13 protein-coding genes are annotated in these 12,275 nt (G+C 63.5%); 7 read left to right on the top strand and 6 right to left on the bottom strand.

Features of this window, described 5'->3' with window-relative positions; genetic code table 11:
* Positions 1–149: 149 nt before the first annotated feature.
* Positions 150–1,061: a DMT family transporter gene (locus tag JVX98_RS23930; protein WP_205237600.1), complete on the top strand. Its 912-nt coding sequence runs from the start codon at positions 150–152 to the stop codon at positions 1,059–1,061.
* Between the two features lie 59 nt (positions 1,062–1,120).
* On the opposite strand, the gene JVX98_RS23925 is transcribed toward JVX98_RS23930, so the two are convergent.
* On the bottom strand, positions 1,121–1,549 hold the full coding sequence (locus JVX98_RS23925) for a Fur family transcriptional regulator (RefSeq protein WP_034802472.1): 429 nt from the start codon (positions 1,547–1,549) through the stop codon (positions 1,121–1,123).
* 121 nt (positions 1,550–1,670) lie between these two features.
* Here JVX98_RS23925 and JVX98_RS23920 point away from each other — a divergent pair, with 121 nt between their 5' ends.
* From JVX98_RS23920 to JVX98_RS23905, 4 genes are read left to right on the top strand one after another with little or no spacing between them, the layout of a single operon-like run.
* Positions 1,671–2,576: a metal ABC transporter substrate-binding protein gene (locus JVX98_RS23920; protein WP_192450951.1), complete on the top strand. Its 906-nt coding sequence runs from the start codon at positions 1,671–1,673 to the stop codon at positions 2,574–2,576.
* Positions 2,573–3,508 carry a manganese/iron ABC transporter ATP-binding protein gene (locus tag JVX98_RS23915; protein ID WP_205237599.1) on the top strand — a complete coding sequence of 312 codons (936 nt, stop codon included), beginning with the start codon at positions 2,573–2,575 and terminating at the stop codon, positions 3,506–3,508. Before JVX98_RS23920 ends, JVX98_RS23915 begins: the two co-directional genes overlap by 4 nt.
* Complete coding sequence (locus tag JVX98_RS23910; RefSeq protein WP_192450952.1) at positions 3,505–4,365, top strand: metal ABC transporter permease; 861 nt, start codon at positions 3,505–3,507, stop codon at positions 4,363–4,365. Before JVX98_RS23915 ends, JVX98_RS23910 begins: the two co-directional genes overlap by 4 nt.
* The gene (locus JVX98_RS23905; protein ID WP_205237598.1) at positions 4,362–5,213 is read left to right on the top strand and encodes a metal ABC transporter permease; all 852 of its coding nucleotides are present in this window, start codon (positions 4,362–4,364) and stop codon (positions 5,211–5,213) included. The genes JVX98_RS23910 and JVX98_RS23905 overlap by 4 nt, the downstream gene beginning before the upstream one ends.
* A gap of 51 nt (positions 5,214–5,264) precedes the next feature.
* Here JVX98_RS23905 and JVX98_RS23900 read toward each other — a convergent pair whose 3' ends face one another.
* Together JVX98_RS23900 and JVX98_RS23895 are read right to left on the bottom strand one after the other, a co-directional pair.
* Positions 5,265–6,014, bottom strand: a complete 750-nt coding sequence (locus JVX98_RS23900; protein WP_192451106.1) for a F0F1 ATP synthase subunit A — start codon at positions 6,012–6,014, stop codon at positions 5,265–5,267.
* A gap of 328 nt (positions 6,015–6,342) precedes the next feature.
* Positions 6,343–7,248 carry an aminoglycoside phosphotransferase family protein gene (locus tag JVX98_RS23895; protein ID WP_205237597.1) on the bottom strand — a complete coding sequence of 302 codons (906 nt, stop codon included), beginning with the start codon at positions 7,246–7,248 and terminating at the stop codon, positions 6,343–6,345.
* 285 nt (positions 7,249–7,533) lie between these two features.
* On the opposite strand from JVX98_RS23895, the gene JVX98_RS23890 reads away from it, so the two are divergent.
* Positions 7,534–8,448 carry a DUF6030 family protein gene (locus tag JVX98_RS23890; protein ID WP_246764941.1) on the top strand — a complete coding sequence of 305 codons (915 nt, stop codon included), beginning with the start codon at positions 7,534–7,536 and terminating at the stop codon, positions 8,446–8,448.
* Between the two features lie 36 nt (positions 8,449–8,484).
* Here the strand turns inward: JVX98_RS23890 and JVX98_RS23885 are convergent, their stop codons facing one another.
* A complete protein-coding gene (locus tag JVX98_RS23885) occupies positions 8,485–8,916 on the bottom strand; it encodes an Lrp/AsnC family transcriptional regulator (RefSeq protein WP_043619168.1) in 432 nt (143 codons plus the stop codon).
* A 125-nt stretch (positions 8,917–9,041) separates the two neighbouring features.
* On the opposite strand from JVX98_RS23885, the gene JVX98_RS23880 reads away from it, so the two are divergent.
* Positions 9,042–10,145, top strand: coding sequence for a saccharopine dehydrogenase family protein (locus tag JVX98_RS23880; protein ID WP_192450955.1), 1,104 nt, complete (start codon positions 9,042–9,044; stop codon positions 10,143–10,145).
* A gap of 86 nt (positions 10,146–10,231) precedes the next feature.
* On the opposite strand, the gene JVX98_RS23875 is transcribed toward JVX98_RS23880, so the two are convergent.
* A complete protein-coding gene (locus JVX98_RS23875; protein WP_205237596.1) occupies positions 10,232–11,659 on the bottom strand; it encodes a mannose-1-phosphate guanylyltransferase/mannose-6-phosphate isomerase in 1,428 nt (475 codons plus the stop codon).
* Positions 11,660–11,846: 187 nt separating this feature from the next.
* Positions 11,847–12,248: a F0F1 ATP synthase subunit epsilon gene (locus JVX98_RS23870; RefSeq protein ID WP_192450957.1), complete on the bottom strand. Its 402-nt coding sequence runs from the start codon at positions 12,246–12,248 to the stop codon at positions 11,847–11,849.
* Positions 12,249–12,275 lie beyond the last annotated feature (27 nt).

Genomic DNA, 12,275 nt, shown 5'->3' with positions numbered 1-12,275 from the left:
CGCAATCGCGAAACCCCGGCTTTCCCGCGAAAGCCGGGGTTTCGCTTTTCACACGGCAAGATCCCGATACTTCGACCACCAACGAAGCATCCGCCGCCAGCGTCGCGCTAGAACGATGGCAACAATGACGACGCAAGGATGCGACCCCGATGGCCAAGACCAACCTCTCCCTCGAACTCCTGTTGCTGCTGGCGCTCGCAACGCTCTGGGGCGCCTCCTACACCTTCATCAAAATCGGCATCGAGACCATTCCGCCGGTGACGCTGATTGCCGCCCGCACCTTGATCGCCGGCACGCTTCTTCTTGCCGTTCTGCGCTGGCGCGGCCTCAGCCTGCCACGTGACGCGGCAACCTGGCGGCGCTTCCTGTTCCAGGCCTGCCTCAACAGCGTCGTGCCCTTCACGATGATCGCCTGGGCCGAGCAGACGATCGATGCCGGCATCGCCTCGATCCTCAATGCGACGACGCCGATCTTTGCCTTCCTGATGACGGCGCTGATCACCCGCCACGAAGCCGTCACGGCCCGCAAGCTGGTCGGCATCGTTGCCGGCATGACCGGCATCAGCCTGATCATCGGCATGGAGGCCTTCGGCGGTCTCGGCGAACAGTTGCTGCCGCAGCTCGCCGTCGTGCTCGCCACCGTCTGCTACGCGGGCGCCGCCATCTTCGGTCGCGGCTTCAAGGGGCTCGACCCGATGATGCCCGCCGCCGGATCTTTGATTGCAGGCGCTGCGCTGTTGATCCCGGTAAGCCTTGTCGTCGACAGGCCCTGGACGCTGTCACCATCGGCGGAGTCGTTGCTGGCGCTCGTCGGCCTCGCCGTCTTCTCGACCGCCCTTGCCTTTGCCATCTACTTCCGGCTGATTCAGACGCTGGGCTCGGTCGGCGCCACGGCCCAGGCCTATCTGCGCGTGCCGATCGGCGTTGCCATCGGTGCGCTCTTTCTCGGCGAACGGCTGTCCGACACCGCCTGGATCGGCCTTGGCTGCGTCATCGTCGGGGTCGCGGCCATGACCATCCCGGCACGGCGAAGCGCCGCCGCGATCGCCGACCGCCGCTGAGCCCACTCACGGATAAAGAGAAGAGATCGCGCGCCGTCTGGCGCACCGTTGCCGACGCCTCAGTCCTTGCGCTTGCGGCAGTAGAGTTCCAGCCGGTGACGTACGAGGTCATAGCCGAGTTCCGCGGCGATTTCCGCCTGAAGCTGCTCGATCTTGTCGGAGCGGAACTCGATCACCGCGCCGGTGTCGATATCGATCAGGTGGTCATGATGCGGCGCATCGGCAGTCTCGAAGCGAGCAGTCGCACTCTCGAAGGCATGGCGCTGCACCACGCCCTGTTGCTCAAGCGCAGACAACGTCCGGTAGACCGTCGACAGCGAGACGGTGGCGTCGATTTCCTTCGCCCGGCGATGCAGTTCGTTTGCATCCGGATGGTCTTCTGCGGTGGCGAGGATCTTCAGGATTGCGGCACGCTGGCGCGTCACGCGCACGCCGCCATCCCGCAACACGCCTTCCAGTTCTTCGACACGATTCTTGTTCTGTTTCATGGCCGTACACTAGCCAAGGGCACGGCCTTTGAAAATAGCCAGTTGCGAATGCTTCTCATTTGCATTGACTTATGCAAATCATTCCCCTACTCCTGTGAGCATCAACATCTGGGAGTAGAGAATGATCGATCAGACGAGGCGCGCGATCCTGGCGGCAATGACGGCCGTCGCAGCCATTGCGCTCGTTCCAGGCGCCGCTTACGCGCAGGAGAAATTCAAGGCCGTGACGACCTTCACGGTCATTGCCGACATGGCAAAGAATGTCGCAGGCGACGCAGCCATCGTCGAATCAATCACCAAGCCGGGCGCCGAGATCCACAACTACCAGCCGACGCCGCGCGATATCCTGAAGGCGCATGACGCCAAGCTGATCCTCTGGAACGGCCTGAACCTGGAGCGCTGGTTCGAAAAGTTCTTCCAGAACTTCGACGATGTTCCCGGCGTCGTCGTCTCGACCGGCATCGACCCCATGGGCATTGCCGAGGGGCCCTATTCCGGCAAGCCCAATCCGCATGCCTGGATGTCGCCGTCGGCCGCGTTGATCTATGTCGACAATATCCGCGACGCCTTCGTGAAGTACGACCCTGATAATGCCGAAACCTACAAGGCCAACGCAGAGGCCTACAAGCAGAAGATCGAAGCGACCATCGCGCCGATCCGCGCCGAGATCGCCAAGATCCCCGAGGACAAGCGCTGGCTGGTCTCGAGCGAAGGCGCCTTCAGCTACCTGATCCGCGATTTCGGCATGAAGGAACTCTATCTGTGGCCGATCAACGCCGACCAGCAGGGCACCCCGCAGCAGGTCCGCAAGGTGATCGACGCCGTCCGCGCCAATCATATCCCGGTCGTCTTCTCCGAAAGCACGATTTCGCCTGATCCGGCAGAGCAAGTGGCACGCGAGACCGGTGCAAAATACGGCGGCGTGCTTTACGTTGATTCCCTGAGCGAAGCGGACGGCCCGGTTCCAACCTATGTCGACCTGCTGCGCGTCACATCGGAAACCATCGCCAAGGGTCTTGCACAATGAACCTTCAGGTGAAGACGCGCTCCGGCCCGGCACCTACTTCCGGCGAGCAAGGAAGCGGCATCCGCGTTGCCGGCGCCACCGTCACCTACCGCAACGGCCTGCGGGCGCTGCGCGACGCCAGCTTCGAGATCCCGACCGGCACGATCACCGCACTCGTCGGCGTCAACGGCAGCGGCAAGTCGACACTGTTCAAGGCGATCATGGGCTTTGCCCGCCTGTCGCGCGGCGAGATCGCGATCCTCGGTCTTTCCGTACCGGAGGCGCTGAAGAAAAACCTCGTCGCCTATGTGCCCCAGGCCGAAGAAGTCGACTGGAACTTCCCGGTGCTGGTCGAAGACGTGGTCATGATGGGCCGCTATGGCCACATGAACATGCTGCGCATCCCGAAGAAGATCGATCACGAGGCGGTCGAGGCAGCCCTTGCCCGCGTCGGCATGAGCGACTACCGCAAGCGCCAGATCGGCGAACTCTCCGGCGGCCAGAAGAAGCGCGTCTTTCTCGCGCGCGCCCTTGCCCAGGACGGCAAGGTCATCCTGCTCGACGAGCCCTTCACCGGTGTCGACGTCAAGACCGAGGACGCGATCATCCGTCTGCTCATCGGGCTTCGCGACGAGGGCCGGGTCATGCTGGTCTCGACCCACAATCTCGGCAGCGTGCCGGAGTTCTGCGACCGCACCGTGCTTCTGAAAAACACCGTGCTTGCCTACGGCCCGACCGAAACCACCTTCACCCGCGAAAACCTCGAGCTCGCCTTTGGCGGCGTGCTCCGGCACTTCGTGCTCGGCGGTGAAAACCTGCACGACGACGCCGATCCCCGCCAGCTTGCCGTCATCACCGACGACGAGCGTCCGCTCGTCATGTATGGCGACAAGGACCGCATGGTGGCACAGCCGGCAAAGCCCGAAGCGAACACGGAGCCGAACGGCAAATGACCGCCACGCTTCTCGAACCCTTCACCTACGGCTACATGCTCAACGCCATGTGGGTGAGCGCGCTGGTCGGCGGCGTCTGCGCCTTCCTGTCTTCCTATCTGATGCTTAAGGGCTGGTCGCTGATCGGGGACGCACTCTCGCATTCGATCGTGCCCGGCGTTGCCGGCGCCTACATGCTCGGCCTGCCCTTCTCGCTCGGCGCCTTCTTCTCCGGCGCGCTTGCCGCCGGCGCCATGCTCTTCCTCAACCAGCGCACAAGGCTCAAGGAAGACACGATCATCGGCCTCATCTTCACCTCCTTCTTCGGCCTCGGCCTCTTCATGGTGTCGCTGTCGCCGACATCAGTGAACATCCAGACGATCGTGCTCGGCAACATCCTGGCGATCACGCCGGCCGACACGCTGCAGCTGGCGATCATCGGCATCGTCTCGCTGATCATCCTGACGGCCAAGTGGAAGGACCTGATGGTTACCTTCTTCGACGAGAGCCATGCCCGCTCGATCGGCATCCCGACGACCTTCCTCAAGGTCCTGTTCTTCACACTGCTTTCGGCCTGCACGGTCGCGGCGCTGCAGACCGTCGGCGCCTTCCTCGTCATCGCCATGGTGGTGACGCCGGGGGCCACCGCCTATCTGCTGACCGATCGTTTTCCACGGCTGATCCTGATCAGCGTCGCCATCGGCACGCTGACGAGCTTCTTCGGCGCCTATTTCAGCTACTTCCTCGATGGCGCGACCGGCGGCATCATCATCGTGCTGCAGACGCTGATCTTCCTGACGGCCTTCGTCTTTGCCCCGAAACACGGGCTTCTCGCCGCGCGCCGGCGTGGCGCCGAACCGGCGGAGGCTGGCCGATGATCTCGCTCGACATGATGCTTGCCGTGTTCGAATTCGAGTTCATGCGTAACGCGCTTCTGATCTCGGTATTGGTGGCGATCCCAACCGCGATGCTCTCCTGCTTCCTGGTGCTGAAGGGCTGGTCGCTGATGGGCGATGCGATCTCGCACGCCGTCTTTCCCGGCGTGGTGATCTCCTACATCGTCGGCCTGCCGCTCGCCGTCGGCGCCTTTGCCGCCGGCATGTCCTGCGCGCTTCTGACCGGCTATCTCAAGGAGAACAGCCGCATCAAGCAGGATACGGTCATGGGCGTGGTCTTTTCCGGCATGTTCGGTTTCGGCCTGGTGCTCTACACCAAGATCCAGAGCGACGTGCACCTCGATCACATACTCTTCGGCGACATGCTCGGCATTGGTTGGCCCGACATTGTAGAGACCGGCCTGATTGGGCTGGTGGCCGCCGGCATCCTTGCGGTCAAGTGGCGGGATTTCCTGCTGCATGCCTTCGACCCGGCCCAGGCCAAGGCCGTCGGCCTGCCGGTCAACTGGCTGCACTATGGGCTGCTGGCGATCCTGTCGCTGACAATCGTCGGCGCGCTGAAGGCGGTGGGGCTGATCCTCGCCATCGCCATGCTGATCGCGCCGGGCGCCATCGCCTTCCTGATCACCCGGACAATGGGCATGATGCTTATCGTCGCCGTGCTGGTCGCGATGACGGCGTCGTTTACCGGCGTCTACCTGTCCTTCTTCATCGACAGCGCGCCGGCGCCAACCATCGTGCTCCTGATGACCGCGATGTTCCTGATGGCCTTCGGCTGGTCGTCCTGGCGGACCTACCGCAACGAAGCCCGGCGCGTCGCGGCCGAATGAAAAGGAGGCTCCCGTTGCGGGGGCCTCCTTGCCTTTTCCCACTGGCTCGTCTCAGTGGCTCGGATGCAGCGCGTCGTTGAGATACATGCAGGTCAGCATGGTGAAGATATAGGCCTGGATGAGGGCCATCAGCAGTTCCAGCCCGGTCAGCGCCACCGTCATCAGAAGCGGCATGATCGCCGCGAGAATGCCGAGCGCGCCGAAGCCGCTCAGGCCCACGACGAAGCCCGCGAAAACCTTGAGCGTGATGTGGCCGGCGAGCATGACCGCGAACAGACGCACCGAGTGGCTGACCGGGCGCGAGAGGTAGGAGACCACCTCGATCGGGATGATGATCGGCGCCAGGATCAGCGGCACGCCTGAGGGCATGAACAGCCTGAGAAAGCCGAGACCGTGCCGGTAGAGGCCGTAGAGCGTGACCGTCAGGAACACCAGCATCGCCAGTGCGAAGGTGACGGCGATATGGCTCGTCACCGTGAAGGCATAGGGGAACATGCCGATCAGGTTGGCGGTGAGGATGAACATGAACAGCGAGAATACCAGCGGAAAGAAGCGCATGCCCTTCTCGCCGGCATTGTCGCGCAATGTCTTTGCCGCAAACTCATAGAGGATTTCGGCCGCCGACTGCGCCCGATTCGGCACGAGGCCCCGTCTCCTGGTCGACAGGATCAGGAAGAGGCTGGCGATCGCGATCGTCAGCACCATATAGCCGGCCGAGTTGGTAAAGCTGATCTGGTGGCCGCCGACTTCGGCGATCGGGAAGAGCGACTTGATCTCAAATTGTTCGATGGGTCCGGCCATCATCAACCTCGTGCGTTGGTGACGAAACGTCGGCGGCGCGCGCGGGCGGCCACCCGCGCTTCAATATGTTGGGAAAGCGATCGGCGTCCGGGATCGTTCCACGAAACGATGGCTTCGGGCGGGGTGATCGGGCTGCTCGATGAAGGAAATGGTCACGCGGGCGTGCCGCGGGCTACGGGGCTGCATGGTACGATCGTCTCCAATATCTCGGTCGAGATAATGGGGCCGTCCCCAGGCGAAACACCGACGCGGGTCGTCCCGCGTGCGCCTGACCTAGAGGCAATTTGCGCCGGGGTCAAGTCGGCGCCTGGCCGGCGCGCAACCGGTCTCAGCCGTAGCGACGGTGATCCGCAAGCACCTCGTCGATCACCACGCGCTGCTTGGCCTTTTCGCTCGCCGGCGCGCCAGCCATGCCGGCAATTACGATCAGCGCCTTCCACAGCGTCCAGCCGCGGCCCCGCGCCCAGGCGCCGTGATCGTGAGCCATGCCGTCGCGGAAGACCTCGCGGCTTTCGCCATCGAAGAACGTCCAGGCGATCGCCAGATCGCAGGCGGGATCCCCGACGCCGGAGGTTCCGAAGTCGATGACGCCGCTGAGGCTGCCGTTCTCGACCAGCAGGTTGCCCCAGGCGATATCACCGTGAAACCAGACGGGCGCTCCCTCGAAGGGTGCGGCAAGTGCGGCCTCCCAGACCTCTGCTGCCGCCATCGTGTCGACATCGCCCGCAAGCAGCGTAAGCGCCTGGCGCGTCTGCGCGTCGTAGAAGGCGGATGGTCCGCCGCGATGAAAGTTGTGATCGCCGGGCATGGGCCCGCCAGCGGCATCTGCTTGCATCAGCGCGCGCAGGAACCGCGTCAGGTCCTTCGCCACCTGCCCGACATCATCGACCCGCTCCACAGCCAGTGTGTCCCCGGTAAGATATCGATAGACCGACCAGGGCCAGGGAAAACCCTCTCCCGGCACGCCCTTTCCGAGAGGCACCGGAATGGGCAGCGGCAGTTGCGGCGCCAGCAGCGGCAGCCAGCGATGTTCCTTCTCCACCTGCAGAACGTAGTGTTCGGCGCTCGGCAACCGGACGGTCATCCGGTCGCCGAGGCGAAACGTCCTGTTGTCCCAGCCGCCCGGTTCGATCGGCCTTATGTCGAGTTCCGACCATTGCGGAAACTGCGCCGCGAGTAGCCGGCGCACCAGTGCTGCGTCGATCGACGGCGTTGCGGATGTCGGCTCTGTCATGACGGACATGCGCTCCGGTTTGAATGTCTGCGGACGCTAGTTAGGCAGTCACTTCCGGATTTCAACTTTTTAGTTCACGCCGGCGATGCTTCACCGGCGCGTTGTGCCGGGATGCAACAGTCGCCACGCGGTTATCGGTGGTTGCATATTGCCGCCGCGACGGATTTCGAGGATGAAGAAGGCTTGGACATCTTGCTAGCCTGAGATCATGGAAACCCGGCAGACCGACCGCCCTTCGCTGGAGGCTCCGCAACTCATCGCCCATCATCGGGCGAGCGAGGCTGCATGAGCACGGCCAAAGGCAAGACGCCCGCCGGCAAGCCGACCCGAAGCACCGGTCTGCGCTTCTTCATCGTGGCCCTGCTGCTGATCGTCACCGCCATCGTCGCGACGGCCCTGCTCGCCAACGAGCAACGCAATCTGAAGAAGGTTCTGCTCGCACTCGGCCTGCCGACGACCTTTCTCGAAAGAGGGAGACCAGACGAGACGACGGGCACGAAGCGCGAGAGGCGCGTGCCGCCGCGCGTCGTCCTGCCCGCCTGGACCTTCCAGGACCTAGAGACACCGGAGCAGCAGTTCCTGCGCGTCATCCGCAGCGACCCAAAGGCGCTTTGCGACGAGTTGCGCGATGCCGGATTTCGGGAACTCGAATGGAGATCGAGCGCCGGCGAACGGGCCCAGTGGGAATGCTCCTCGCTGATTTCCTTGCCCCGGCCGGGCGAGGACAAACCCTCGTCGATCTTCATCTTCGTCAAGGGCAGCGGCGAGGAGGAGATCTCGTCGTTCCGCGTCAAGCTCAACATCGAGCGCCAGGAGGACAGCCAGGCGGTGACGACGGCAGCAGCGCGGGCGGCATCCGTCTTCCTCGATCACGTGCGCTGGGCGGATGCGGCCAGCGTCACCTTGCAGATCCAGGCGCTGAGGGAATTCGACCTCAAGCGCTTTGGCAGCCGCATCCAGCTCAAGCGTGAATCCGACGAGGAGACACAGCGCTACAATTTCCTCGCCAACCAGTCCGCCCGTGCCCGCCCGAAGAGCATTGCCGAGCAATATTTCGACCGCAGCAAGTGGCTCGCCTATGGCGATGGCAGCCTGCGCAGTTTCGTTCGGGGACCGAGTGCCTGGAACGCCCCGGCCAAGGTGCCGGACGGAACGGGCACGGGCAAAGAGGAATCCGAACCGGCCGCCAGCCCGCCCTGATGATCGCGCCGCCTGTCGCTCGAACCGAAGGACGGTCTAGCGATCGATCCGCGTCGAGAGAATGATCGACGACAGCGTCCGGTCGACGCCGTCGATCTCGCCGATGCGATCGATCAGCAGGTCGAGTTCGCTGATCGACGTCGCGGCAACGACGGCAATCAGGTCGAAGCTGCCGCTGACCGAATGCAGCGTCTGGATTTCCCGGATGGCGCTCAGCTCCGGGGTCACGCGCGAAAGCGCCCGCGGCGCAATGGTGATCAGCACATGCGCCTTGACAAGCCCCTTCTCGTAGCTTTCCGACAGGCGCACGCCATAGCCGGCGATGATGCCTTCGCGCTCCAGCCGCTCGATGCGAGCCTGCACCGTCGTGCGCGACAGGCCGAGCCTTCGGGCAATCGTCGCCGTCGGCATGCGGGCGTTTTCGCTCAAGATGGCGAGGAGCTCGCGATCCTTGTCCGTAATCTGCATTTCGTCGGTCCAGTTGGGCAATCTGCCGAATTTAGATAGGCGATTTAGTCACATCAGCGCTTCAAATCAACAGCCCCTCCCACAACAATAGAGACACAAACAGTTCTCATGCCCTGGGGGAAAGAATGAAGAATATCGTCGTCATCGGAGCAGGCAAGATCGGCTCCACCATCGCTCGCATGCTGGCACACACCGGCGACTACAGCGTCTGCGTCGCCGACCGCGCCGCCGAGCAGTTGGAGCAGGTCGAAAAGCATGCCGCGATCACGACGGCGACCGTCGACATCGGCGACAAGAACGCGCTCGTCGCGCTTCTCTCCGGCAAGTTCGCGGTTCTGAGCGCGGCTCCGTTCCACCTGACGGTCGCCATCGCCGAAGCCGCTGCCGAAGCCGGCATCCACTACCTGGATCTTACCGAAGACGTCGAATCCACCCGCCAGGTCAAGGCGATCGCCGCCAAGGCAAACACCGCCTTCATTCCGCAGTGCGGCCTCGCACCGGGCTTCATCTCGATCGTCGCCAACGACCTCGCCAGCCGCTTCCAGACGCTGGAAAGCGTGCGCATGCGCGTCGGCGCCCTGCCGCAGTACCCGTCGAACGCGCTCAACTACAACCTCACCTGGAGCACCGACGGCGTCATCAACGAATACATCGAGCCCTGCGAAGCGATCGTTGAGAGCAACCTGATCGAAGTGCCGGCCATGGAAGAGCGCGAAGAGTTCTCGCTCGACGGCGTTACCTACGAAGCCTTCAACACCTCGGGCGGCCTCGGCACGCTGTGCGAAACGCTGAAGGGCAAGGTCCGCACGCTGAACTACAAGACGATCCGCTACCCGGGTCACGCCGCCATCATGAAGGCGCTCCTCAACGACCTCGGCCTGCGTCACCGCCGCGAAGTCCTCAAGGACATCTTCGAAAATTCGCTGCCGACCACCACCCAGGACGTCGTCGTGATCTTCGTCACCGTTTCGGGCTTCCGCGACGGTCGCCTGATCCAGGAAACCTACGCCAACAAGGTCTATAGCGGCGTAGTTGCCGGTCGCATGCAGAGCGGCATCCAGATCACCACCGCCGGCAGCATCTGCGCCGTGCTCGATCTGCTTGCCGAAGGCAAGATCGCGCAGAAGGGTTTCGTTCGCCAGGAAGACATCGGCCTCGACACCTTCCTCGCAAACCGCTTCGGCCATTACTACGCCCAGAAGGGCGAGAGCGCGCGCGTCGCCGGCTGAGCCAATCAGTCCTGAAGCGCCGACTTCAATGCCCGGGTTTCGCCCGGGCATTTTTCGTTTCGCCGTAGGACAACGATGCGATGCGCCTATTCGCGGCCGAATTCGTCCTCGATGCGGACGGTGTCGTCGTCGCCGAGATAGGAACCGGTCTGCACCTCGATCAGTTCCAGCGGGATTTTGCCCGGATTGTGCAGCCGGTGCACCGTGCCCTGCGGAATGAACACCGACTCGTTCTCGTGGAGCAGCCGCGTCTCGCCACCCATGGTGATCTCCGCCGTGCCGCGCACGACGACCCAGTGCTCCGCACGGTGATGGTGCTTCTGCAGCGAGATCTTCTTGCCGGGCGTCACGTGTAGGCGTTTCACCGAGAAGCGCTCACCGTCGGACAGTGCGGCCACCGCGCCCCAGGGACGATAGGAGGTCGGATGCACTTCCGTCAGCGCCGCGGTTTTGGGAGAGCGGGCGAGCGCCTTGACGATATGGCCGACGCTCTGGCTGTCATCCAGCCGCCCGACGTAGACGGCGTCCTCGCCGGCAATGACAGCCACGTCTTCCAGCCCCTGGACCGCCAGGTGAATGTCGCGCGACAGAACCAGCGAGTTGCGGGTGTTCGAGACCGTCGCCCTCTCCGTCACGACATTGCCATCGGCGTCCTTGAGCCCGGTCTTCCACACCGCGTCCCAGCTTCCGAGATCCGACCAGGGGAAGGATGACGGCACGACGGTGGCATGCTCGGTCCTTTCGAACACCGCATAATCGACGGAAATATCCGGTGCTGCAGCAAAGCTCTCGCTATGCAGCCGGATGAAGTCGAGATCCCTGTAGGCGCCTTCGACCGCAGCCTTCGTTGCGTCGAAAACCTCCGGCGCAAACTGTTTCAACTCGTCGAGAAAGAGCGTCACCGGCAGCATGAACAGGCCGGAGTTCCAGAGATAGCGCCCGGTCGCGATCATCGCCTCGGCTTTCACCCGATCCGGCTTCTCGACGAAGCGCGCCACCCGGTTCGTGCCTTCGGCCAGTTCGTCGCCGCACTCGATATAGCCGTAGCCGGTTGCCGGTTCAGTCGGGGTGATGCCGAACGTCACCAGCTCTCCCCGCTTGGCGGCCGCCTGCGCTCTCAGGATACAGTCCTCGTAGAGGACGCCGGCGTCGATCTCGTGATCGGAGGCGAGCACCTGCATGATCGCGCCTTCGCCGTAACGGCCAAGCACTGCGAAGGCGGCAGCGGCAAGGGCCGGTGCGGTGTTGCGCGCCACCGGCTCCAGGAGAATGTCGCCGAGCTCGGCCTCGATCGTGCGCGCCTGCTCGGCGACGATGAAGCGAAAGTCGCTGTTGGTGACGACGATCGCCGGCTCGTATCGCGTCCGGTCGCCGACACGCGCGAGCGTCTGCTGGAACAGCGATCGCTCGGAAAGGATCTGCAGGAACTGCTTCGGCGCGGCGGAGCGCGAGAGCGGCCACAGTCGGGTGCCCTTTCCACCGGCCATGATGACAGGAACAATCTTAGACGTCATGCCAGCGGTCTTTCCTCGTGGGCTGCGTGGTCATCGATGAATACAGGATCGACGGTGAAGAATAGCTAAAGTCGCCGATGGGAGCCACCAGCCGCGTTGCAGCGGGAGCGGCCCGGATGAATGCATAAAAAAACCCCGCTCGAAGGCGGGGCTTTGTTTCTGCGCTTCACCCTTCCGGGTGTCCCTTTCAGGCCGGGATGACGGTCTCGCCGAGCTTCGTCAGTTCCGCGACGAACTGCTCCAGACGGGTCTTCTTCTCGTCACCGGCGCCTTCCAGCTCGGCGCGAACCGCGTCGATACGGCTTTCGAGAGCCGTGCGGTCGAGTTCATCGACATGAACGGCGGATTCGGCGAGCAGCGTGCAGCCGGTCGGCAGGATGTCGGCAAAGCCGCCAAACACCGCAAAGCGCTCCGTCTTGCCGTCGGCCAGCTTCACCGTGACCACGCCGGGCTTCACCGTCGTCATCGTCGGCGCGTGATTGGCCATCACGGTCATCTCGCCCTCGGTCGCCGGAATGACGACTTCCGTCACCTTTTCGGAGACGAGCAGGCGCTCGGGGGAAACAAGCTCAAAGTTGAAATCGGCCATGACCATTCACTTCTTGTGGGCGCGCCA

The organism is Ensifer sp. PDNC004, from assembly GCF_016919405.1.
In the GTDB taxonomy this organism is placed as follows: domain Bacteria; phylum Pseudomonadota; class Alphaproteobacteria; order Rhizobiales; family Rhizobiaceae; genus Ensifer.
This window is presented reverse-complemented; position numbering and strand designations above follow the sequence as displayed.